Source organism: Staphylococcus sp. HMSC072B07 (genome assembly GCF_001815505.1).
Lineage (GTDB): Bacteria > Bacillota > Bacilli > Staphylococcales > Staphylococcaceae > Staphylococcus > Staphylococcus simulans.
This window is the reverse complement of sequence record NZ_KV820898.1, coordinates 131,410-154,957: the sequence shown is the minus strand read 5'-3', so window position 1 is coordinate 154,957 and position 23,548 is coordinate 131,410. Positions and strand designations below refer to the sequence as shown.

At 35.5% G+C, this 23,548-nt stretch carries 27 protein-coding genes and 1 pseudogene; 16 read left to right on the top strand and 12 right to left on the bottom strand.

Annotated elements, in window-relative coordinates:
- Positions 1–55 precede the first annotated feature (55 nt).
- The 8 genes from HMPREF3031_RS01595 to HMPREF3031_RS01560 all read left to right on the top strand — a co-directional run bounded on the left by HMPREF3031_RS01595 (position 56) and on the right by HMPREF3031_RS01560 (position 7,232).
- Positions 56–472 carry a YwiB family protein gene (locus HMPREF3031_RS01595; RefSeq protein ID WP_002481392.1) on the top strand — a complete coding sequence of 139 codons (417 nt, stop codon included), beginning with the start codon at positions 56–58 and terminating at the stop codon, positions 470–472.
- Entirely contained in the window at positions 473–2,137 is a 1,665-nt protein-coding gene (argS, locus tag HMPREF3031_RS01590; protein ID WP_002481393.1) for an arginine--tRNA ligase, read from the top strand. It begins immediately after the preceding gene.
- 136 nt (positions 2,138–2,273) lie between these two features.
- On the top strand, positions 2,274–3,179 hold the full coding sequence (locus HMPREF3031_RS01585; protein WP_002481394.1) for an ABC transporter substrate-binding protein: 906 nt from the start codon (positions 2,274–2,276) through the stop codon (positions 3,177–3,179).
- A gap of 1 nt (position 3,180) precedes the next feature.
- Entirely contained in the window at positions 3,181–4,128 is a 948-nt protein-coding gene (locus tag HMPREF3031_RS01580) for a FecCD family ABC transporter permease (RefSeq protein ID WP_037556572.1), read from the top strand.
- Positions 4,129–4,186: 58 nt separating this feature from the next.
- Positions 4,187–4,930: an HAD family hydrolase gene (locus tag HMPREF3031_RS01575; protein ID WP_002481396.1), complete on the top strand. Its 744-nt coding sequence runs from the start codon at positions 4,187–4,189 to the stop codon at positions 4,928–4,930.
- A complete protein-coding gene (locus tag HMPREF3031_RS01570; RefSeq protein WP_002481397.1) occupies positions 4,905–5,729 on the top strand; it encodes an alpha/beta fold hydrolase in 825 nt (274 codons plus the stop codon). Before HMPREF3031_RS01575 ends, HMPREF3031_RS01570 begins: the two co-directional genes overlap by 26 nt.
- Positions 5,730–5,895: 166 nt before the next feature.
- The gene (locus HMPREF3031_RS01565) at positions 5,896–6,402 is read left to right on the top strand and encodes an SA0570 family protein (protein ID WP_002481398.1); all 507 of its coding nucleotides are present in this window, start codon (positions 5,896–5,898) and stop codon (positions 6,400–6,402) included.
- Positions 6,403–6,518: 116 nt separating this feature from the next.
- Positions 6,519–7,232: a hypothetical protein gene (locus tag HMPREF3031_RS01560; protein ID WP_002481399.1), complete on the top strand. Its 714-nt coding sequence runs from the start codon at positions 6,519–6,521 to the stop codon at positions 7,230–7,232.
- A gap of 138 nt (positions 7,233–7,370) precedes the next feature.
- Here HMPREF3031_RS01560 and sarA read toward each other — a convergent pair whose 3' ends face one another.
- A complete protein-coding gene (gene sarA / locus HMPREF3031_RS01555; protein WP_002481400.1) occupies positions 7,371–7,745 on the bottom strand; it encodes a global transcriptional regulator SarA in 375 nt (124 codons plus the stop codon).
- A 326-nt stretch (positions 7,746–8,071) separates the two neighbouring features.
- Positions 8,072–8,995, bottom strand: coding sequence for an efflux RND transporter periplasmic adaptor subunit (locus HMPREF3031_RS01550; protein ID WP_070684305.1), 924 nt, complete (start codon positions 8,993–8,995; stop codon positions 8,072–8,074).
- Positions 8,996–9,316: 321 nt separating this feature from the next.
- Here HMPREF3031_RS01550 and HMPREF3031_RS01545 point away from each other — a divergent pair, with 321 nt between their 5' ends.
- Entirely contained in the window at positions 9,317–9,541 is a 225-nt protein-coding gene (locus HMPREF3031_RS01545) for a hypothetical protein (protein ID WP_002481402.1), read from the top strand.
- A gap of 52 nt (positions 9,542–9,593) precedes the next feature.
- Here the strand turns inward: HMPREF3031_RS01545 and HMPREF3031_RS01540 are convergent, their stop codons facing one another.
- Complete coding sequence (locus HMPREF3031_RS01540) at positions 9,594–9,806, bottom strand: DUF2922 domain-containing protein (protein WP_002481403.1); 213 nt, start codon at positions 9,804–9,806, stop codon at positions 9,594–9,596.
- Positions 9,807–9,821: 15 nt separating this feature from the next.
- On the bottom strand, positions 9,822–10,025 hold the full coding sequence (locus HMPREF3031_RS01535; protein WP_002481404.1) for a DUF1659 domain-containing protein: 204 nt from the start codon (positions 10,023–10,025) through the stop codon (positions 9,822–9,824).
- A 305-nt stretch (positions 10,026–10,330) separates the two neighbouring features.
- On the opposite strand from HMPREF3031_RS01535, the gene HMPREF3031_RS01530 reads away from it, so the two are divergent.
- A complete protein-coding gene (locus tag HMPREF3031_RS01530; RefSeq protein ID WP_002481405.1) occupies positions 10,331–12,379 on the top strand; it encodes a cation:proton antiporter in 2,049 nt (682 codons plus the stop codon).
- 107 nt (positions 12,380–12,486) lie between these two features.
- Here the strand turns inward: HMPREF3031_RS01530 and lif are convergent, their stop codons facing one another.
- The 5 genes and pseudogenes from lif to HMPREF3031_RS01510 all read right to left on the bottom strand — a co-directional run bounded on the left by lif (position 12,487) and on the right by HMPREF3031_RS01510 (position 16,830).
- On the bottom strand, positions 12,487–13,728 hold the full coding sequence (lif, locus tag HMPREF3031_RS01525; protein WP_002481406.1) for a lysostaphin resistance FemAB family serine transferase Lif: 1,242 nt from the start codon (positions 13,726–13,728) through the stop codon (positions 12,487–12,489).
- Positions 13,729–13,849: 121 nt separating this feature from the next.
- Positions 13,850–13,944: pseudogene (locus HMPREF3031_RS13395) on the bottom strand.
- 382 nt (positions 13,945–14,326) lie between these two features.
- The gene (gene mntC / locus HMPREF3031_RS01520; protein ID WP_002481407.1) at positions 14,327–15,259 is read right to left on the bottom strand and encodes a manganese ABC transporter substrate-binding lipoprotein MntC; all 933 of its coding nucleotides are present in this window, start codon (positions 15,257–15,259) and stop codon (positions 14,327–14,329) included.
- A complete protein-coding gene (locus HMPREF3031_RS01515; RefSeq protein ID WP_002481408.1) occupies positions 15,256–16,092 on the bottom strand; it encodes a metal ABC transporter permease in 837 nt (278 codons plus the stop codon). The genes mntC and HMPREF3031_RS01515 overlap by 4 nt, the downstream gene beginning before the upstream one ends.
- Before the next feature lie 24 nt (positions 16,093–16,116).
- On the bottom strand, positions 16,117–16,830 hold the full coding sequence (locus HMPREF3031_RS01510; protein ID WP_002481409.1) for a metal ABC transporter ATP-binding protein: 714 nt from the start codon (positions 16,828–16,830) through the stop codon (positions 16,117–16,119).
- 125 nt (positions 16,831–16,955) lie between these two features.
- On the opposite strand from HMPREF3031_RS01510, the gene HMPREF3031_RS01505 reads away from it, so the two are divergent.
- Both HMPREF3031_RS01505 and HMPREF3031_RS01500 read left to right on the top strand, forming a co-directional pair.
- Positions 16,956–17,612, top strand: coding sequence for a metal-dependent transcriptional regulator (locus tag HMPREF3031_RS01505; protein WP_002481410.1), 657 nt, complete (start codon positions 16,956–16,958; stop codon positions 17,610–17,612).
- Positions 17,613–17,768: 156 nt separating this feature from the next.
- Positions 17,769–18,473 carry a phosphatase PAP2 family protein gene (locus HMPREF3031_RS01500; protein WP_002481411.1) on the top strand — a complete coding sequence of 235 codons (705 nt, stop codon included), beginning with the start codon at positions 17,769–17,771 and terminating at the stop codon, positions 18,471–18,473.
- A gap of 58 nt (positions 18,474–18,531) precedes the next feature.
- Here the strand turns inward: HMPREF3031_RS01500 and HMPREF3031_RS01495 are convergent, their stop codons facing one another.
- The 3 genes from HMPREF3031_RS01495 to HMPREF3031_RS01485 form a co-directional block, all read right to left on the bottom strand.
- Positions 18,532–19,023, bottom strand: a complete 492-nt coding sequence (locus tag HMPREF3031_RS01495) for a GNAT family N-acetyltransferase (protein WP_002481412.1) — start codon at positions 19,021–19,023, stop codon at positions 18,532–18,534.
- Positions 19,024–19,033: 10 nt separating this feature from the next.
- Positions 19,034–19,786: a M50 family metallopeptidase gene (locus HMPREF3031_RS01490; RefSeq protein WP_002481413.1), complete on the bottom strand. Its 753-nt coding sequence runs from the start codon at positions 19,784–19,786 to the stop codon at positions 19,034–19,036.
- 110 nt (positions 19,787–19,896) lie between these two features.
- Positions 19,897–20,454, bottom strand: coding sequence for a sugar O-acetyltransferase (locus HMPREF3031_RS01485; protein ID WP_070724560.1), 558 nt, complete (start codon positions 20,452–20,454; stop codon positions 19,897–19,899).
- A 137-nt stretch (positions 20,455–20,591) separates the two neighbouring features.
- Between HMPREF3031_RS01485 and tarA the strand changes: the two genes are divergently transcribed.
- The 4 genes from tarA to HMPREF3031_RS01465 all read left to right on the top strand — a co-directional run bounded on the left by tarA (position 20,592) and on the right by HMPREF3031_RS01465 (position 23,160).
- Complete coding sequence (gene tarA / locus HMPREF3031_RS01480) at positions 20,592–21,347, top strand: N-acetylglucosaminyldiphosphoundecaprenol N-acetyl-beta-D-mannosaminyltransferase TarA (protein ID WP_002481415.1); 756 nt, start codon at positions 20,592–20,594, stop codon at positions 21,345–21,347.
- A 215-nt stretch (positions 21,348–21,562) separates the two neighbouring features.
- Positions 21,563–22,297: an MFS transporter gene (locus HMPREF3031_RS01475; protein WP_002481416.1), complete on the top strand. Its 735-nt coding sequence runs from the start codon at positions 21,563–21,565 to the stop codon at positions 22,295–22,297.
- Between the two features lie 21 nt (positions 22,298–22,318).
- Positions 22,319–22,777, top strand: a complete 459-nt coding sequence (locus HMPREF3031_RS01470; RefSeq protein WP_002481417.1) for an MFS transporter — start codon at positions 22,319–22,321, stop codon at positions 22,775–22,777.
- Between the two features lie 32 nt (positions 22,778–22,809).
- Positions 22,810–23,160 (top strand): DUF2200 domain-containing protein, encoded by a 351-nt coding sequence (locus HMPREF3031_RS01465; protein ID WP_023015450.1) that lies wholly within the window; start codon positions 22,810–22,812, stop codon positions 23,158–23,160.
- The last annotated feature ends 388 nt before the right edge of the window (positions 23,161–23,548 follow it).

Below are 23,548 nucleotides of genomic sequence, written 5' to 3'. Positions count from 1 at the left end.
TTTATGTTATAATTTGGTATATTAATGAATAATTCAGAATAGGGTGAGCGCGTCTTTGAATCAAAACATTCGTATCCAAACATTACAGACGATTGAACGCGATGATGAGTTTGATGAATTTGAATTTGAAACAGATGGCACTTGGCAAGAGAAGCGGAATGCTGAATTTATCCGCTATGATGAACAAGTTGAAGACTTGACGGTGCATATTACATTGAAAATTCAAGAAGATGAAGTTAGATTAATGCGCAGCGGGAATATTAAACAGAACCTGCATTTTGTTGAAGGAAAAGACACCGTATCTTTATACGAGATACCGACAGGCAAAATTCCTTTAACTATTCGTACTTTAAGCATTCATCATTACGTACAACCAGACCAATCAAAACTTAAAATTCGTTATGAACTCTTCCAAAACGAAGAGAAGATGGGCACATACCTTTACCAAATTACCTATAAGGAGCTGAAGTAAGTGAATATTATTGATCAAGTCAAACAAACATTAATTGAAGAAATAACAGCAAGTGTTAAAGCCGCTGGACTTGCAGAAGAAGTTCCTGAAGTCAAAGTGGAAATTCCGAAAGACCCAAAAAATGGGGATTACTCTACAAACATTGCGATGGTGCTAACAAAAATCGCAAAACGTAATCCACGTGAAATTGCGCAAGCTATCGTGGACCATTTAGATAAATCTAAAGCGAATGTTGAGAACATCGAAATTGCAGGACCTGGTTTTATCAACTTCTATTTAAATAACCAATACTTAACTGCGATTATCCCTGAAGCTTTAGAAAAAGATACAGATTTTGGTCGCTCTGAAAAGAAAAAGAACCAAAAAATCTTAGTGGAGTATGTTTCTGCGAACCCAACAGGTGATTTGCATATCGGACATGCGCGTAATGCGGCAGTCGGTGATACGTTATGTAATATCTTAGATGCGGCTGGTTATGATGTTACACGTGAATATTACATCAACGATGCCGGTAACCAAATTACGAATTTAGCACGTTCTATCGAAGCACGTTACTATCAAGCTTTAGGTAAAGAAGCAGAATTACCTGAAGATGGCTACCATGGTAAAGATATCGTGAATATCGGTAAAGATTTAGCGGAAAAACGCCCTGATCTACAAGAACTCCCTGATGATGAGCGCTTAAAAGTGTTCAGACAATTAGGCGTCGATTATGAAATGGAAAAACTTAAAAAAGACTTAGCTGATTTCAATACACACTTTGATGATTGGTTCAGTGAAACAACGTTATATGATTCAGGCGAAATCAAACGTGTCTTAGAGTTAATGAAAGAAAATGGTCATACGTATGAAGCGGATGGTGCGACTTGGTTACGTACAACGGACTTTAATGATGATAAAGACCGCGTATTAATCAAAAAAGATGGCACATACACTTACTTCTTACCAGATGTGGCATATCACTATGACAAATTCCACCGTGACGGCGGCCAAGATATCTTGATCAACTTATTCGGCGCAGACCATCATGGTTATATTAACCGTCTGAAAGCATCTGTTGAAACATACGGTATTGATGCAGAACGTCTTGAAATTCAAATCATGCAGATGGTGCGTTTAATGCAAGATGGCGAAGAAGTTAAAATGAGTAAACGTACGGGTAACGCGATTACATTACGTGAAATCATGGATGAAGTCGGTATTGACGCGGCACGTTACTTCTTAACAATGCGTAGTCCAGATACGCACTTTGATTTTGATATGGAACTTGCGAAAGAAAACTCAGCTGAAAACCCTGTTTATTATGCACAATATGCACATGCGCGTATTTCATCTATCTTAAAACAAGCGGGTGAACGTGGCGTAGTGCCATCTGAAAATGCAGATTTCAGTGTTATTAAAAATGATAAAGCGATTGATTTATTGAAGAAAGTTGCAGAATTTGAACCGATGATTGAAAGTGCTGCAGAACAACGTGCACCACATCGTGTAACCAACTATATTCAAGAATTAGCAGCAGCTTTCCATAAATTCTACAACGCTGATAAAGTCTTAACAGACGATGAAGCTAAAACACAAGCTTACGTTTCTATGATTGCGGCAGTACAAATTACATTACGCAATGCCTTGGCATTAGTAGGTGTAACTGCTCCTCATACGATGTAAGATTATATAAAGAAGCATTCTTGACGGGTGCTTCTTTTTTTATTTTTAAACTTGTAAAATTTTTGTAAGATTCATCTTTTCAGCCCGCGTAAATATGCTAAAATGAGATTTACAATACAAGTATGAGGAGAAATTGATGAAACAGAAATTATGGGTGTTTTTAATCTTAATTATCTTAGTTGCGGCTGGGTGTTCAGCACCGAGTAATAAAGAGAAAGCAGACAACAAAAACCAATCAGAAGAAAAGACAAAACAAACGCAAAAATATCATCGTATTATCTCGTTGATGCCAAGTAACACTGAAATACTCTATCAACTCGGTTTAGGTAAAGAAGTTATAGGAGTGTCTACAGTGGATGACTATCCGAAGAGTGTTAAACATAAACAGAAGTTTGATGCGATGAAACTCAATAAAGAGCAGTTATTAAAAGCAAAGCCAGATTTGATTTTGGCGCATGAATCACAAAAAGGTATGGGTGATAAAGTATTAGGCGATTTAGAGAAAAAAGGCATTAAAGTCGTCTACATACCTGAAGCACATAACTTTGACGAAATTTATGGTACGTTCAAACAAATCGGTAAAATCACAGGTCGTGAATCACAAGCTGACACATTAGTTTATGATACAAAACATCGTGTTGACGCTGTGTTGAAAGATGTGCCGAAGCATGAAAAAGCACCGACTGTCTTTTTAGAAGTCTCACATGAACCAGAGATTTATACAGCCGGAAAAAATACATTCTTCAACTATATGATTGAAGAACTGCATGCGAAAAATAGTTTCGCAGATCTGGAAGGCTGGAAGAAAGTCAGCAAGGAAAGTATTATTAAACAAGACCCAAATGTTTTAATTACGACAGAAGGTATCACACGTTCGGATTACTTGAAAATTATTCGTAAACGTGGCGGCTTTGAGAATTTAGAAGCTGTGAAGAAAGGCCGAATTGAAGCGGTAGATGGTGATACGATTTCAAGACCAGGCCCTCGTATCGACCAAGGCCTTAAAGCATTAAGAGATGCGATTTACCGCGATGAAAAATAATATGAAACAAACCACTATTATTATAGGATGGTGTCTCGCGTTAATCGTGAGTATCGCAATCAGCTTGTTTTGGAATTTAGGCAGCTGGTCGGACCCCTTAAATCATAGTATTTTGTTTGAAGTGCGCTTACCGAGAGTGTTCGAGGCATTGTTGGCTGGTATCGGTTTATCGATAGCCGGCCAGATGTTTCAAACCGTTTTGAATAATCCGCTTGCAGATAGCCTGACTTTAGGCTTAGCGAGCGGTTCTGTTTTAGGTAGCGGTTTAGCTGTATTTATCGGTTTAAGCAGTTTATGGATTCCGTTCGCTTCAATTGTTGCAAGTATGTTAACTTTAGCTATTGTTTTAGGGGTGACTGCCGCAATTTCAAAAGGTTATATGATGCGCGCGTTGATATTATCAGGTATCATGATAGGTGCATTATTCAATGCGTTTTTATATCTATTGATTCTACTTGATGAACGCAGAATGAAAAGTATTGTGATGTATATGTTCGGCGGTTTTTCTAATGCAGAATTGCATGAAGTATACGTGATTGCACCCATTATGATGTTATGTATCGTGCTACTAGGCTTACTGCTGCCGAAGGTAAAGTTACTGCAAGTCGGAACGTTGAAAGCACGTTCTTTAAGTTTGAATGTCAGACAAATGATGTTTATGGTGTTAACTTTATCATCTATCATGACAGCTATTATTGTCTCGTATACCGGCATTATTGGTTTCATCGGTATGATTGTGCCACAGCTGATTAGAAGAACGACGCAGACTACATTAGGTGTACAAATGTTGCTGAACGGCGTTGTCGGCGGTACAGTGATGGTCTTTGCGGACACGTTAGGTGCACAATTATGGAATCCGATTGAAATTCCAGCAAGTATCATTCTTGCTTTATTAGGAATACCTGTACTCGGGTATTTAATCGCAACCCAGAAACACTCGTATGAATAATCTGATGAATAAAGAAATAATCACAGATGCCAAATAGGCATTTATAGGAGAGAAGCTTATGAATTTAGAGGGGATTAAGGCAGTCGTATTCGATTTAGAAGGCACGCTGTTGGATCGTAATAAATCAAGAGAGAAGTTTATTGAAGAACAATATGAACGATTTCATGATTATTTAGTTCATGTTCAAGCGCGTGATTTTAAAAAACAGTTTATTGAATTAGACGATGACGAAGATCATGATAAGCCTGAACTGTATAAAGCGATTATCAAACGATTTCATGTCGATCGTTTAACATGGAAAGATTTGTTCCGCGATTTTGAAACACATTTTTATCGTTACGTGTTCCCTTACCATGATACACAATATACACTAGAGCGTTTAATCCAAAGAGGTTATTTGACAGGTGTGATTGCGAATGGTAAATCTAAAATTAAACAATACCGTTTAGAAAACTTAGGTATCTTATCCTATATTCATTTTTTATCTACTTCTGAAATGGTAGGGTTTAGAAAGCCGCATCCTAAAATCTTTGAAGATATCATGGATCAATTAGATGTTAAGCCTGAAGAAGTGATGTACGTCGGTGATGATGCCTTAAATGATGTTGCACCGGCCCGTGCAATGGGTATGGTCAGTGTATGGTTCAATCATGAAGATGATGAAGTAGAATTGGCACCAGAACCTGAAGAGATGGACTTTGAAATTGCAACTTTGGAAGAATTGCTAGAGATATTACCAAAAATCGCCCCACATTCTAAGGAGAGTGAAAAAGCAGATGGAACTATTTACGACGAAGGATAATACGACGTTAAATTATATAACAAAGGGAAGCGGACAACCTGTTGTGTTGATTCATTCCGCTTTTGAGAACTATTCGATTTTCGATGATATTGCGACGCAATTATCATATGATTACCAAGTCGTCAGCGTAGATTTACGTGGACATGGTTATTCAGATAAACCTTTAAATATTGATTTTGCAGATTATATAGAAGATATTAAAGACTTGTTAGATTACTTATATATCAAACATGCATTCTTTATCGGTCAAGAACTGGGTGCGACGATTGCGGCAGATTTTGCGTCTAAATACGCTGAGTATAGTGATGGTATTATTTTAATCAACCCAGCAACATTACAAGCAGAATTGCCAGAAGCGCGTTTATACAGAAAGTACGCAGATCAAATCAGGACGTTAGAAGAAAACAAACAACAAAAATTCTTAGATAAACATACGTATGGTTCACCGAAAAAAGCAGGGAAAATGTTGAAACACTTTTCTGATACACTGACATTAATGACAAGACTTGAAAAAGAAGCGGTAACAAAATCATTTGAACAAACTGAAATTGATTTAGACTTACATCAAATTAAAGCACCGGCATTAATTATCGTCGGAAAATATGATGAACGTTTAACACCACAAGAGTTAGATACTTATACAAAAGGAATCGCTCAAGCACAAGTTGAAACGTTTGAACATTCAGGATTGTATCCGATGGGTGAAGAAAAGAAAGCTTTCTTAGAAACTGTAACAGCATTTATCAATGTGAATGAAGTATTAGAAGATGAGCAGAAACGCGTAACTACGCAACAGTAAAGTTTTTAATCATTAATATTAGCAATTAAACTCCAATATATTATACAATATTACAAAAGATTACATCTAGAGACTGATTACATCAAGGGTAATTAGGGGTATAGTGTAATAAGCGCAGAAAAAGTTACAAGAAATTTACAAAAAGAGAGCAAAGGAGTTATTGCTTATGAAAAAATTACTTTCAGCGGCTATTGTTTCTGCAACAGTGGTAACTGGACTAGGCATCTCTCAAGCAGATGCAGCGTCTGGAAATACGATTCAAACCGTTCAACAAATCCACCACGGAGATACTTCTCTAGAAGGCGTTAAGCTAGGTCAAAACATCCAAGATGTTTTGAAATCACAAAAACTCACAGGGTACTCTTATAAACCTGATAAAACAAAACATTATTATGAGTTTAACTCTGACAAAGGCTTATTGATTGTGACTGCTGATGGTCAAAAAGACCACGGCAAGGTAACACACGTTACAATGAAATACAACAAAGCAGATGGCCCAAGCTTTAATACTGTACGTAAACAGTTAGGCAATACGGTCACTTGGAGATATAACTATAATGAAGTTACAGGAAACTTCGGTTACATTAAAGATAAAGATACTTCTTATCAATTTACAAGCCAATCACCAAAAGATAAAAACTTAAAACTTTATCGCATTGATATTGGTAAATAAGTATACATGAAATAAAGGCAGGGGTGTTGTACACTCCTGTCTTCTTTATATTGATTGAACTAAGCAATTGTGCCATGATAAATTAGTAAGGATAGTAAATTTAAAGGAGTCACATCATGCGACCGAATGACAAAATTTTATTAGAAAATATCAGTGATTACTTCAACTATAAAGGGATTGCGCCAAACATGATTGACGATATTAAAGAGAAAATTCGTCAAGATTTACCGAAATCTGAAGCGCATGACGTCGATTATATCGAATATCGTAAAAAGGCACCGGCAGAGATTATTTTAACCATTCAAAGGAACTTATTTGGTTTACAGCTGAATCCGATTCTCTTTTTCATTATCAATTTCTTATTAATCTCTTACCTGTACGATAAACAGTTCGTGCCATTTCAGGCTGCGACAGGATTATCACTTATCTATTGTTTGATCATTTTTCCAATTACTGTTTTTGTATATTTCAGGATTGTGCGAAAGAATTATTTATATAGCAATAAAGCTGAAGTGATGATAGGGATAGGCATTGTGATTGTGGCGGCTATTTTAGTGGCACTGCATGGTTTGAATATTGATCTTGGTGTTATAGTCGTAACGAAATATGCGCATATTTTTGTGTTCTTTTTCGGCTTAATTATGGCTGGTTTAGGCCTGTATTATAAGCGTTTTGAATTTACAGGTGTAGGTTTATTGTTAGCACAAAAAACGATTGACGCAGTTATTTTAGACCCTAATATAGCGCAAATCGGTACGATTATCATTTGGGTATTAATCTTGGCGGTTATTATCTTTTATTCAATCAAGTTATCTACACGAGGGAAATAATAAGAGTTGTCCAAATAAAATACAAAATGACAATAAAATACGTATTTTCGTTGTAAACAAAAAGCGTGGTGCTTTGAATGTATGTCATTCTAAGCATCACGCTTTTTGTATTATCCTTTATAATCTATCGTCAGCTGATCAGATTTTGATTTCTTTGTTTGCAGTTAAGATACGCTCGTTAATACGATTTAATAATTCATTGATTTTTTCACGTTGTTTAGAATTTACTAAGATTAAAACAGTTCTTTCATCTTGTTCGTTACGTTTTTTATCGAAGTAATCTTCTTGTGATAAATTTTTAACAGCTTTAACAACTTGTGGTTGTTTGTAGTTTAAGTGATTAATAATATCTTTTAAGAAATATTCCTCGTCATCTGATTGACTAAGGAAAGTTAACACTGCAAACTCTTCGAAGCTGATTGTAAACTCTTTTTTAATAATGCTTTTCATCTTGTCAGCATATGTCACCATTGCTAAAAGATCAGATGAATTTTTAATTTTTGATACTGCCATTTGTATTTCCTCCCTTGACATTCCCATTATCGTAGTATTATTGGCAAATAGACTAATATTAACATTAATTTCATAATTGGGACTAGATGCTATTGCATCAAAATATTCCTGCCCCTATTATTTATTTAATTATAACTAAATAAAAATGAAATGTAAACAAAAAAACATTATAAAACAATGGCTATTTCAAACAAATGATACTTTCAAAAAATTACCCAATGAACCCAGAAAATTTATTGAACATCATTTGAATTACACATTATAAATTAAGATAATGTCTATTTTTTCTATTTAGCCTTTTGATATGGGTTAATTATATAAGAACTCTAGTTTAATGTGAAGTTTTTGGGTTGAGCAATAACTTTTTCTCCCGGTAATAAACCTTCACTAATAATAACCATACCCGATTTTTCATGGTATTTAATAATTCTTTTAACCATTTGTTCATTTCTTTTAATTAATATTGCGTTTTTATCATATAGTACGTCCTTTGGAAGGGCAATTAAGTGCGTAGGAATCGTAATTTGAAAGTGAGTTCCTACCGGTATAACACCATTAGTAGAAATTTGAACTTCATAATAAGATTTATTTGTTTCACTTTTTGTAACATCAGGATAATGACTAATACTCAAAATTTTGCCTTTAAACTGTTCCGTTGTTTTTGTTTTAATTTCAACAGATTGGTTAAGTTTCACTTGTTTGAGTTCAGTCTCAGAAATATAAGCTTTAATTATACGCTTTGAACTGTGAATTTGCGCAAATAATTGATTTTTCTTACTTGGATGCTTATCAATAATATGGACAATGCCTTCTGACATACTGAAGACTTGTGTTCTGAGTCCAAGCTGAATACGATCATATTCTTGTTCCAAATAGGTATGCATATTTAGGAAGTTTTGACGATGCTGATGACTATCTAAAGTATTCAAATGCTTACGTACTGCAGTTAATTGTTGTTCAAGTGTTTTATTGTAGTATTCGAACAATGGCTGATCTTTTTTTATCATTTTACCTTCAGCACTATACCAGTCATGGATGCTTCCCATACGAGCATCATAGTAAAAGGATTGTGTTGTTTCAGCAGATTGAATACCAGAAAATTGAATCGGTCGGTTATAGGTTGCGGTGTACGTTTTAACGTTTTGAGTTGCCTGAAGTGTGTAATGTCGGAATGCGGCATATAATCCGACGGCAGTTGCGCTTAAAAGGAGAAGGAGTATTAAGGCAATCAACCAGGGGTGTTTAAACAAAATTAAGCTCACCTCATCTTATTTAATTTCTTAGTTATTATACAATGTAAATAATGGTTGGTGCAACGCCTAAATTAATTATCTTGTCGCATATTTTTAATAAATATAAAAAAAGTAGAAAAATAACACAAATGCACTGAAAAACGACGAATATCAACTTAATCTCGTTATGCTCTGTGTTAAGTAATAGGTAAATTGTGTCACTTTTTATTTGTAAATTGTAAAAGTTGTAGATTTTTTTGAAATATCAATATATAATTTGTTGAAACGAGATGTTTTACATAAAGCGATTTATGAAAAGTGGGAAAAGGGGGGCGCATCATGACAAAAATGACTATTATTCGGGTGTTAGACGAGGAAACATTTTTTATAGATGCAGGACATAGTGCTTGTATTAAACAGCACCAATTTATAGAAGTATTGAACGCTAAGCATTCATATAAAAATTTAGCTCAAGTCGTGGATGTTTATGATGATTATGCTTTATGTAGAAAGTTAGGTAGTAAACGCGTGTTTTTCGGAGATGTAATTCAACCGAGGCAATAATCAAAAAATAGCCGAGTTTACTCAAATGTTGAGCAAACTCGGCTATATTTAATTAGAAGATAACATGTGTTTCTTTTTCTACGATTTGTGCTCCTTTAATCGCAATGATTTTACCTGATGGAGGATTTAATACATTGCTTTCTAACAAAGTGCTCATCGCATTACGGATAGATTCTTCAGATACTTGTTGTTTAATATCTGGAACTTGGAATTTGACCGGTTTGTGTGCTTCATTAATATAAATCAATTCTAGTGATTTTGTCATAATCTGATTCTCCTCTTATAAAGTTTCTACTGTTGTGACTTCGATGTTGTCGTATGTTTCACCTGTTAATTTTTCAATAGCTGATTTGAAGCTGTTTAATTGTGCTTCAGTGCTTTGTGGGTTTAAACGGGCAAATCTACGACGTTTGATAACTGGTTTTGCTTCTTTTTTGTCTTCGACACGAATAAGTGTCACTGCAAGATCTTTGATTGTTTTCATTTCTGTTCACCTCCTTGCTCACTCTATATATCGAAATTTCTAGAAAAAAAGCACACCCTTTTGTAAAATTAATTTCAAAAACTTTTGAAGGAGTGTGTGACGGGGTAATTAAACAGGTATATAAAGCTTCTTCTCTAAGGTAGATGAATCATCGCAATATCTATAAGATGATGAAGTTTTTAGAATAGATTTCACACAATTGATTATAGTATTATTAAACATAGACACTTGATATATGGTCGGAATCTTCAATGATATTGAAGAAAGATATATGAAGTATATACAACAAAGAAAGAGGTGACGCTGTGGAAATTATTGAAGGTCTTTTGGTCTTTATAGCAGCAATTATTTTAAGTTCATTAATCCATTCATTATTTCTCCCTAAAGTACCACTAGCGTTTATCCAAATCATTTTAGGAGCGCTGATCTTTTTAACACCAATTCCGGTAAACTTTAGATTTGATACAGAAGTTTTTATGGTTGCGTTGATCGCACCCTTACTATTCATTGAAGGTGTTAATGTATCGCGTGTGAGTTTGAAGCGCTACATAAAACCAGTAATGATGATGGCGTTAGGTTTAGTATTTACAACTGTCATAGGGGTAGGGTTCTTTATTCATTGGGTATGGCCAAGCTTACCCATGCCAGCCGGCTTTGCGTTAGCTGCTGTTTTATGTCCGACAGATGCGGTAGCTGTGTCGGCAATTACGAAAGGGAAAATTCTACCAAAAGGTTCTATGACAATCTTAGAAGGGGAGTCATTGTTAAATGATGCGGCAGGTATCATTTCATTCAAAATTGCTGTCGCAGCACTGATTACAGGCGCATTTTCTATTACGGATGCGATTGGTCAGTTCTTAATTACTTCAATCGGCGGTTTAGTTATTGGTCTGCTTGTCGGTATTATCTTAGTTCGTTTACGCATTGTATTGGCACGTAAAGGTGTAGAAAGCAATAATATGTTTGTATTCATTCAGTTATTGACACCATTTGTGTCATATCTTGCGGCAGAAGTCTTCCATGCTTCAGGTATTATCGCGGCAGTGATTTCAGGACTAGTTCATGGTTTTGAGCGTGATCGGATTAATCAAATCAGTAACCAGTTGAAATTGAGTTATACACAAACATGGAACTTATTGAGTTATGTATTAAATGGCTTTGTATTCGTAATTTTAGGCTATATTGTACCTGAAACTGTTAAAAACATTATTAAAACAGAGCCGCAGAACCTAGTCTTCTTACTTGGAATTACAGGTTTGATTGCCTTAGCGGTATATGTATTTCGTTTCTTATGGGTGTATGTTTTATATCCGTATTTCTACTTACCGGTCAGTCCATTCCAACGCGCAATGAATGATGGTGAGAATAAAGAACAAGGAGAAACGAAACCTAAACGTAGTAAATACGCGATGATTATGACTTTATGCGGAGTACATGGAACGATTTCATTAGCCATTGCTTTGACGTTTCCTTATATGCTTGGAGAACATACATCATTTGTTTATCGTAATGACTTACTCTTTATTTCTGCAGGTATGGTGGTATTAAGTTTGGTAATTGCTCAAGTTTTATTACCGTTAATTACGCCAGTCATGAAGAAGGTCGAAGTGGAAGGTATGAGTTTCAGAGAAGCTCGTATCTATATTCTTGAACAGACAATTGACTACTTAAGAAGACATGCGACGCCTGAAACTTCATTCAATTACGGTAATGTCATTAAAATTTATCATGATCGTATTGCTTTTATGAAAGTGATTGACGATGATGATGAAAACTCTAGAGAACTTGAACGCTTACAAGGGATTGCGATTGATACAGAGACAGAAACATTAAACGAGCTCGTGAAAGAAGGCAGAATTACACAAAGTGATTTTGATAACTATATGCGCTATGCCGAACGTACACAAGTGTATCGTCAAGCTTCATTGATCCGCAGAATTATTATGCGCATTAAAGTAGCTATTTTAAGACGTCGTGTGCGTGTACAAACAAACGCATCTTCCTCATTAGATGTGCAACAGAACTTAAAAGAAATCTCAAATATCATGCGCATTGTCCACTATAATGTGGTCAGACGTTTAACAAAAGAAGCCAATGCTGATAACAAATTAGAAATCGGCACAATTTGTGATAGTTATTTAATGCGTTCAGATAATCTGACAGCGGCTAATATCTTCTCAAATAAAACGGGTCATCGTAATAATGTAGCTAGAATCAAGCTCAATGCTTTACGTGAACAACGACATATTTTGAATGAATTGGTCGAAGATGAAGAAATCAGTGAAAAAACAGCTTTAAAATTACGTGAAGCGATTAACTATGATGAAATGGTCTTAGTGGACCGTTTAACATAATTATAAATAGAGCACAGCCTGCATAACAAACAGGCTGTGCTTTTTCATATAGTAAAATAAAAGAAAGAACTATTATAAATTGTTAGATAGTTGATAATTGTTAACTTTTATCTATTTAACAATTGATAAATCTTGTAAAAGAAAGGTTTAATCGGTTTAATAAAGTCGCCGACATATTCTTCAACATGGGCATTAAAGCCTTCTTTGAATTTTTGAACACCGAAATCTTCAGCATCTTCACTGAAATCTCCTGTAATACCGTAAAAATTATAGCGATCAATACCTTTATTTTTCGCAAATTGAATCATTTCCCATTGGAGTCTGTACGCACCCATATAGGCATTGTATTTAGGGTTTGAACCGCTGGATAGGTAGTAAACTTCATGAGGGTTATAGATATAGTAAGCTGCAGCTAAGTCTAATACAGGTCCATCTGTTTCTATCAATTTTTTCGTTTCAGTAATTTTTCGTTCTTGTGCTGCTAATTGCTTTTGGTATTGCGCATATTTATTTTTGTTTTTCTTAGAATTAGGGTTTTCTTTTAATGCCGCTTGAACATTTTCAATATCTGTATTTAACTCAGCGACTTTCGCATTTTGTGCCTCTAATAATTCTTCTAAATCGATGTAAGCCAGCTTTAACATACTGTTATCAGCGTATGTTTTCTGCATTCTTTCAAAATAACTTTGTTCTCTGAATTTGAAGCCGTGTTTTTCTTCAGCCATTTTAAATAATTTAAAAAATCGATCTGTTTCATCAATTGATAAATCACGGACTTTCACCTGCATTTCATAGGTTTTCTTAATATTACGGCGTGTTTGATAATCCATTTCTTTTAACAATTGTTTTTCATCTTTGTTTTCTAGGTTTAAGACAGACAACCATCTGATCTGACTTGTTTGAGAATAACCTGTAGTAAACCCTTGATGACGGTAACCTAATAAATTCATCACATTCATAAAAGTTTCGTTATCATAAGATTCAAGGATTTCTCCGTCACAACTTCGAATATTTTCTAACAGGTAAGGGTCAGTTAAAATATATAAGCAGTTTTGCTTTTTTAGATAGGTCGTTAAGTTTTTATAAAAAAATCTGACTAACTCATGGTCTTTAAAGTTCATGACTGGACCGCGATGTGTATAGAAATATTTAAAGAACTTTAAACAACGTGCCTCAGTCAGTAAACAAGCAGCTAATACATCACCTGTTTCATTTTTTACGCCGACTAAATGTACATTATTTTGATGCTCATTTTGATAATTGAAGTGTGAGGATGATTGGGTATAATGTGATGCATTTTCATTAACAAAATTTTCAAATTCTTGAATGTTTAACTTAGAAAAATTCAAAAAAAGACCTACTTTCATATAGAATTTTTTAACATTGATTAGATATACACAAAAAAATCGATTGATTAAGTAACCGCAATTGTTAACTTATCAACCGATATCAATATTGTTTAAAACTAAGCGGAGGGAGAAGGATTCGAACCAACGCAAGCACTGACGTGCTCCTAATTAATAAATAAATATTAACCCCCTTAAACCAGACTTGGGTATCCCTCCATGAATAACTAAATTAATCATAACTTTAGTTTTTCTAAAAGTAAAGGAAATTTATAAATATTTTGTAGATAAACAATTGAAGATATTTAAAGAAATATAATAAATGACTAAATTTTTGTTGTTTGTATTTAAAAGGGTAAAGATGTGATCTTGTGATGAAAGATTGAGTGAATTAAACACAAAAAAAGCGACAGCTCTTGAGGGGAACTGTCGCTTCGAAAATCGATGTCATCGCAAGCACCGATTTTCTTAAAGTGGTGTGTGGTCCAGTGGGAGGAAAGACCACAGCTTATTTATGTTTAGGATAGATTATTTATGGATTAGCGGAAATGGAATGGACATACTAGGAGGTCTTTTTCCGCTAATTGAAAGGATAAATTGTTTACTTCATGCTTTGATGAACGGTTTCAATGTTAGATTCCATCATTTTGTAGTAGGAATCTCCTTTACTGCCTTTTTTGCCAATAGAGTCTGTGTAGACTTCTCCTGAAATCGGAACGCCTGTTTCTTCACTCAAGCTCTTCATGCTTTTATGATCGACACTTGTTTCGACTAATAGATTTTTCAAGTTGTGATCTTTAACGAATTTAATTGCTTGTTTCATTTGTTCAGGTGTTCCTTGTTTTTCAGTGTTAATTTCCCAAATATAGCCGGGAGTGATGCTATATTGTTTTGAGAAATATTTAAATGCGCCTTCACTTGTGATCATAGCGCGTTGATCTTTAGGAATGTCATCGAACTTGTCGTGACTGTCTTTATTTAACTTTTCAAGCTTGTTGATATAAGCATCACCTCGTTTTTCGTAGTCTGCTTTGTGTGCTTTATCATGATTGATTGCAGCTTGCTGAATTGTTTTTACATATTTGATGCCGTTCTCTAGACTTAACCAAGCGTGAGGATCTTGTTTTGTCTCATCGCCTTCAGCACCGTTCAGGTAAATTGGTTTTACATCTTTAGAAACGCGTACGACACTATCATCTTTAGTTGTTTTGCCAGCTTGGTCTAAAGCATTTTTAAACCAACCATTACCTGTCTCCAGATTCAACCCGTTATAAAGGATGATATCTGCGTCTGTTAAGGCTTTGATGTCTTTAGGTTTGACCTCATATTCATGAGGATCTTGGCCGATAGGAACTATGCTATGTATATCCGCATGGTCCCCGACTACGTTGTCGGCCATGTCATATAGTATTGAATTGGTTGTGACGATTTTAAGTTTATGATTATCAGAGGCTGTTGAGTTTGAATCTTTGCCTCCGCCGCATGCTGCTAACAGTAATAACATGATAGCTAATAATGGTACTAATTTTTTCATGATGTAACTCCTTTTTTGATTTTGAGAGTCAATTTAGAATAGATAAATGTACCGACATAAATAGCAAACGCACACAAGACAATTGTTGCACCACTAGGGATGTTATAAATGTAGCTGAAATACATACCGATTATTGAACTGATTACACTGATCAGACTGGCTACAATCATCATAGACCATAATTTCTTGGTGATGAGAAAAGCTGCTGAAGCGGGTGTAATCAACAGTGCAACAACGAGTATAATACCCACAGTTTGAATGCTTGCAACTGTCACAAGTGACAAGAGCAGCATCACAAAGTAGTGGATGGCTGTTGTGTTTAAACCGCTCATTCTACTAAAGGTTGGATCGAAAGTAGAAATCATTAATGGGCGGTAAAAAATGATGATAAGCAAGAGTACTATTATGCTGACCACAATCGTCGACCAGTATGCACTATTGGTAATCGCTAGCAAATTACCGAATAGAATATGATACAAGTTCGTCGTACTATTGATCAAGCTGATAATAATAACTCCGGTAGCTAAGAATGCTGTGAAGCTGATGCCGATGGCTGCGTCTTGTTTAGTTTTACTTCGTTCAGAAATAAAACCGATGAATAGACTGGCTAGCATTCCAGTAACTAAAGCTCCGACAAACATCGGAATTTTGAAGAGGAATGATAGTGCAACCCCTGGCAATACAGCATGGCTCATCGCATCACCCATGAGTGACAACCCTCTTAAAACAATCAGGCTGCCGACTGTTCCGCACACAATGCCGACACAAATGGAAATAATCAGAGCGCGGTTTAAAAATTGATATTGTGTGAGTTGTTGTATAAATTCGTACATAAATTTGACTCTCTTTCTAATTCTTTAATGGCGCTGTGGTTGATTCATGAATGTCTCGTTTAATCGTTCTGTGATCATTGCTTCTTCGCTTGGTCCGAAATAACGTAAAGTTTGATTGAGCAGAATGACACGATCGAAATAAGTAGTTGCTTTTGATAGATCATGATGCACGATTAAAATTAATTTGCCTTCGGCCTTTAAGCCTTCTATTTTACGCATAATTAATTGTTCACTCGTAAAATCAATTCCTACAAAAGGTTCGTCTAATAAGTAAAGTTCGCTCGTCGACATCAAGGCGCGTGCAACTAATACACGTTGCAGCTGTCCACCGCTTAATTGAGAAATTTGGCGTTTACGTAAATGTGTTAATTCCATTTCTTCTAATAATTGAGTTAAGCGTTGTTTAATTTGTGCAGAAGGGCGTTTAAACCACCCAATCTCTTTATAAGCGCCTGATAGTACGACGTTTTCAACATCAATTGGAAAATCTAAATCTAAGTAGGCTTTTTGCGGTATGTATGTGATGTTCTTAAGTTGTGATTCGACTGGTTGATTGTTCAACAATTGGACACCTTGTGATTTAAACTCTCCGATTAACGCTTTGATTAATGAGGATTTTCCTGCACCGTTCGGACCCATAATACCGATAATTTCACCGTGAACAGGAATAGACAAGTTGATGTTTCGCAAGACATGCTTATTGCCTAAATACAAATCCAAATTCTCAATTTCTAACAATATCACACCTCCTAAAAGAACTTTTAGGGTAACCTAATTTATTTCATCATAAGACATGAATTTTCGCGTGTCAAGTCTTTTCGTGATACAATAAAGTGAATCTGGATGGAAGGAACGGTGACAAGATGTTAACGGAAGAAAAAGAAGATTACCTCAAAGCGATTTTGAATAATGGCGGCGCAACTTCATTCGTTACAAATAAAAAACTTTCTCAATACTTAAATATTAAACCCCCATCCGTGAGTGAGATGGTCAATCGTTTAGAAAAAGCGGGCTATGTAACTACCAAACCTTATAAGGGTGTCAAATTATCCGAAGAAGGTTTCAACCATACATTAGAAATTATTAAGCGTCATCGCTTATTAGAACTTTTCTTAATCGAGATATTGAAATACAACTGGGAAGAAGTGCACCAAGAAGCAGAAGTGCTTGAACATAGAGTGTCTGATTTGTTTGTCGAACGTTTAGACTCATTGTTGAATTATCCGACGACATGCCCACATGGTGGTATCATCCCAAGAGATGGTAAATTTGAAGAAATTTACAATGAATCCTTAAAAACATTCCAAGCAGGAGATCAAATCGTGATTCGTCGTGTACGAGACCGTACGAAATTATTAATTTATCTTTCTAGTAAATTTATTTCAATCGGGGATGCGGTGACGGTGATATCTCGTGATGATACTAACGAAGTTATTGCTATTCAAAAAGGGGATGACCCATTAATTATTTTAAGTTATGAAAACGCAGCACATATTTTTGGGGAATTAGCGGACGTATAAATAGAATAGGAATCAGAGTGGTTCATCATTGGCGTAATCTATTTAGGTTACGTCTTTTTTGTCGTTCTAATTAATGAGATGTATATCATTCTTTGTACCTATGGATAATTCAAAAAATCGTCATATAATAATAAAAAAGATAAAAGAGGTATAAGGATGAAGGAGAATACAGCACATCAATCAGAAAAAATAGTGTTAGTTGTCAGCTTACTGATCTTTTTGTTTATAATGATTGGGAATTATTTAAAGTTAGATTTTTTACGATATATGGATCAAACGACATTACGATGGTTTATTCAAACGTTTGGTGAACCGAAAATGCAGTTTGGTCATGGCTTTCTTAATGATTATATGAATGCACTGGCTACATATGGAGATGTTTTAACCTTTGTAGTGATGTCTATTGTCATTGCGATTATTTTATTATTCAAGCGTTACTATGTATTAAGTTTATGGTTGTTAAGCACAGTGGCTTCAGGAGGTATCTTAGGTATTATTTTTAAGGATGTCATTCATCGTCATCGTCCGTATGACCATTTGTTAGCAGACACAGGTTTTTCTTTTCCAAGCGGGCATTCATTATCTAGTACGCTGATTGTGATCATTATATTTGCGGTGTTTTTACCGAAAGTGAAACATCATGCAATTCAAGTGACAATTGCTGGTTTGCTTTCAGTGTTATGGGCAAGTATTTTATTTTCAAGAATGTACTTTCACGCACACTTTTTAACTGATGTGATAGGCGGTGTCTCTTTAGGTATCGTTTGGGTAATGGGTGCTATATTGATATATCGCTTGTTATTAACGAAGTTGCCTCAAATCAATTTACTGCGAAAAGGTAAGATGTTTTATATAAAATAGTAAAATAAAGAAGCTTTGCGGTGTCGCAAAGCTTCTTTTGTTCATCTATTCATCTCTATTAAATTTGTTTGCCCCAAATATTTAAGTCTAAGCGTTGATTATCGATGTGTGCGATTTGCGGCATTTCTCCCCAAAGAACGTAGCCTTGTTTTTCAAATAATTTATTACATGGTATGTTTTGTGCGAAAACATAGCCAGTTAAGAAGCGAATCCCTAACGCTTTGGCTTCTTGTTCTAGACGTTGCATCACTTTAGTACCAATACCTTTCCCACTAATCTGTTGATCCAAATAGATACTGACTTCTGCAGTTTCATCATAAGCAGGTCTGCCGTAAAAGTAATTCAGACTCGCAAAACCAATTGGGCGCATTTCTTCATCGTATACTGTAAACAATGGACGCATGGCATCGTGTTTATCAAAGACGTGTGCCATTTCTTGTTCTGTCATTTCATCAATATCTGCTGTGATGTTACGTGCAGCGATGGCTTGATTATAAACTTTTGTAAATAAAGATAAATCGACTTGTGTTGCTGGACGAAGCTTTACCATTTTTATCACCTTAATTCTGTAAAAGTAGAATAGTGATAATAGCGTACACGATATAAACGTTAAAGGCAATCCATAACAAACTGAAAATTACGACAGGGATGCCGGTTAATTGACGTAAAGCTAAACCATCCCAGTCGATAACATGTTTCGTAAAAGTCAAAGTAATAATCGTCCAAGTCGATTGTAGCAACTCTCCGAACAGCACACCTAAAATAAAGTGGTAAATCAATGATAAGATAATGACAATGAATTCAGGTTGACCGTTTTGAACTAAACCATAAATCATGACACCTAATAAGAGCGTGAGTAAAATAGGGATACCTTTTCTTGAAGTAATCAGCACAAAATAAATAAAGATAGCTAGATAGCTGAATACGAAGAGTGAAGGATAATGATAATAACCTGCAAAGAGTCCGACTGCCAACATCAACGGAGGCATCACATAACCGCCAAGTGTCGTAATTATCATCGTCACTCTACTTCTAGCTCTGGTGACCGCAAAGCCTTGTCGCGAGGTCTGTATACGTTCTCTAGGAGAAGTAACAATCACTAAATCCTCGGTATGACCGCCACTGATTTTGTTAAATAGAATATGACCGAATTCATGTGTCAGTACCGGAATGTAATTTAATATAATGTCTAGAATCGCAAAACTTGGTTTATGACGATTGCGATGCACGAATAGATAAGCAATGGCGATTAATACCACCCAATATAAATGGAGCGTCATAGAAGTGCTCAGAATATCTTTAATCAACTGCATAATTTAACCTCTTCTTGAATTAGAAAAAGTTGAGATACATGACCTCAACTTATGATTTATCTTCATTGTATGAATTTTTAGCATTTACGTCTTGCGTCTTCGGACCTATTTTAATCATTCGGCACATCTTTGATGTAACGTGCTGGATTACCTGCGACAACTTGATTTGTGGATACATCTTTAGTGACGACGCTGCCTGCGCCGACAACAACATTATCGCCAATGGTAATACCTGGCAAAATAATCGCACCTGCGCCAATCCAAACATGATTACCGATTGTTATAGGGTAGCCTAACTCTAGTCCAGCGGCACGTGTTTTAGGATTTAAAGGGTGAGTTGCGGTAATCAACTGAACGTTAGGACCTAAGAGTACGTGATTGCCAATCGTAATTTTTGCGATATCTAACATCGTCGCATTAAAGTTCGCATAGAAATGGTCTCCAATTGTAATGTTATAACCATAGTCAAAGTGGATATCTGGCTCAATGAAGACTTCTTCACCGCAAGCCCCTACACTTTGGCGGAATAAATGCATACGTTCTTTAATAGAAAAGGCATTGTTGATTGCTTTTGTTGCGTGGCGTGCTTTATGACGTTCCTTTACTAACTCAGGATCTCTTGAGTCATAGAGCTGACCGCTCAACATTTTGTCTTTTTCACTTGTCATAGTATCTAACCTCTTTGATTCTCATAATAAATTCAGATTACCACTTATAGTGAGGAATGCAATCAATTCAACTGGCGTGTATAATAAGATGAAATGAACTTTTATTAATCAGAGGTGCAAGTTAGGAGTTTGAAGCGATGAGTATTCAACATAAGCATAAACAGAATAAAGTAGATATTTTGTCTGTTCAATTTGATAACGTCACAATGGATGAGATGAAAGAAGCGGTCATGCATTTTAGAGAAACAGATACAACTGATAACATGTTTGTTGTGACTGCAAATCCTGAAATTGTAGATTACGCATTAGATGATCGAAGTTATTATAATTTAATCAGTGAAGCAGATTATATCATTCCAGATGGATCAGGGATTATTCAAGCAGGCAGAATATTAGGTACCCCGTTAAAAGAACGTGTGCCAGGTATCGAATTTATGGCAACGTGTTTAGAAATTGCTGAGCGTTATCATCAGCGTGTCTTCTTATTAGGTGCATCTGAAGCTGTAGTCGCAAAAGCCAAACAAGAGCTACAACATCGATATCCTCATGTGACTTTCGATGCACATCACGGTTATATTGATTTAAAAGATGAACAAGTGGTTCGTAAAGTAAGTAAATTTAATCCAGATTATGTTTTTGTCGGTATGGGTTATCCTAAACAAGAACAATGGATTAAACAACACCGTCATCGCCTTCAACATACATTACTGATGGGTGTCGGCGGATCCATTGAGATTTATAGCGGTACAAAAAAGCGTGCACCTCTATTCTTCCGTAAAACGAATCTTGAATGGTTCTATCGCTTGATTACAGATTGGAAACGTATGGCAAGAATGCGCAGATTACCTAGATTTGTATCCAAAGTTTTCCGTAAACGTTTGAAGCGTAAATAATATTTAAATGAGCCTTCTCTAACAATACAGGAAAGTTAGAGCAGGCTTTTTTATGAACAAAATATGATATCTACATAATGTGTATAGAATATTTAGAAAAATAAAGTAATATTGTATCATTCACATATGAAGTGTCTTGATAAGCATGATTGAGACATGATTTGTGACAATCATTTCTTTAAGAGCATAAACAACAAACATCAAGAGGTGACAACATGAAAAAAGGGATTCTATTATTGATTTTCGATTTAGTTTCGACCTTTGGTTCGGAAATCTTTTTCTTTGCTTGTTCGTTTTATATTTTAAGAGAAACAAGCAATGGTGCATTATACGGTTTTGTTATAGGTATGATGGCTGTAGTTCAAATTGTGTTAGGTCCAATTATGGGGAACCTAGCCGATTATAAAAGTAATCGAAAGATGATCTTCATTGCGCAATTATTAAGCGTGCTATCCATCACTGTGTTTTTAGTGGGGTATCAAAATCATTTATGGGCACTGGTTATTTTAATGATGATGCTTACTGCGACTGATGTGCCAGTAGGTTTAATCATTGAATCTAATTTAGCGAAGATAACAGGGGAGCAATTAGAGCGCTTTGTGTCTTTAAGGAATATTGTAATTATGGCCACATCATTCTTAGCGCCAGTAATCGGCGGTATTGTGGTAGGATTCCTTTCTATTGAACAAATGGGATATGTGATTTTAGTGACTGAATCACTCGCCATGTTGACGATAGCATTTATACCTTTAAACAGACATGTGGAAAAAGAGAACCAAGCTTTCATCAATAATTTCAAAAAAGGTTTTCACTACATATGGGCTAAAAAGGATTTAGCGACGATGGTGGTTTATTTGGCAGTGATTAATATTATTTTGTATGCGATACCGATTGGCATTTCAATGTTAGCCATTCAAAAGATGCATGTATCTTCAAGTGCATTTGGATGAGAGGCTTCTTTAACAATCAGCATGGCGTTAGGCAGTATCATTCTTGCGATTTTCCCGCCTAAACAAAATTTACGTTTATATTTAATTGGATCGAGCTACACGATTGCGATGATTTTCTTTGCGTTGGCATTGATTACGATGATGGCAATGGGAAATTTAGCTGGGGTGTTAGCGTTAATTGGCGTTTATATTGTATTAGGTTTCAGCGCACAATACAGTAATATTCCACTTCAAATCTACTTCCAAAAACGTATCGAGGAAAGTTATAAAGCAAGGGTCTTCTCTGTCAGCTTTGCGCTCAGTCAATTCACCAAACCTTTAAGTATTATGTTCTTCAGCTTTATTCTTGGTTTCAATTACACGCTTGTATTTCTGATTACAGGATTAGTTTTCGTCATGATAGTAGTTGTATTTACTAAAATTGTGCCAAAAGATGTTTTTGATAACGGCATCAACATGCCATCAAAAGAAGGGGTATAATAGAAATAAATACAAGCAGAGGAGTGACATGCGTGGCAAGACATAAAATTTATGATATGGCATTCGCAAGTGTTTATCCGCATTATGTGACAAAGGTTGAGAAAAAAGGGCGTACAAAAGATGAATTGCATGAAGTAATCACTTGGTTAACAGGATATGATGAAGCAGGTTTACAACAAGTATTAGATGAGCGAGTACCGTTTGAAGATTTCTTTGCGCAAGCACCTGACTTAAATCCGAACCGCAAGTTAATTACGGGTGTCATTTGCGGCATTCGTGTTGAAAACATTGAAGCACCTTTAATGCAGGAAATTCGCTATTTAGATAAGATCGTAGATGAGCTCGCAAAAGGTAAGCCATTAAATAAAATAATGAGGAAATGATTTAAAGAATAAAACGTTTTCAAGTTTTACAAAATGATGAACTTATAAAAAATATATTGCAGAATCGTAATCGTTACGATACAATGTACTTAATTTAAAAACGGATTCGATGAAAAAGATATGAAATACAAGATTTAAGTCAGAGATAGAAAGTCAGCGGCTGGAAGCTTTCTAATTACTTAAACTGTGTTTTACTCCTTTTGAGATGTATGTGAAAGCATACCGACTAATGGCATGTTACGCCATTCTAATGAGGAAGCAAGTTGAGACTTCTAGGAGAGCAACTCTTATTTTAAGTCTTATTTAAGTACTTGTTTCGAATGTGGGTGGTACCACGAGCATAAACTGCACTCGTCCCTGTTATCAGAGGATAAGTGCAGTTTTTTTA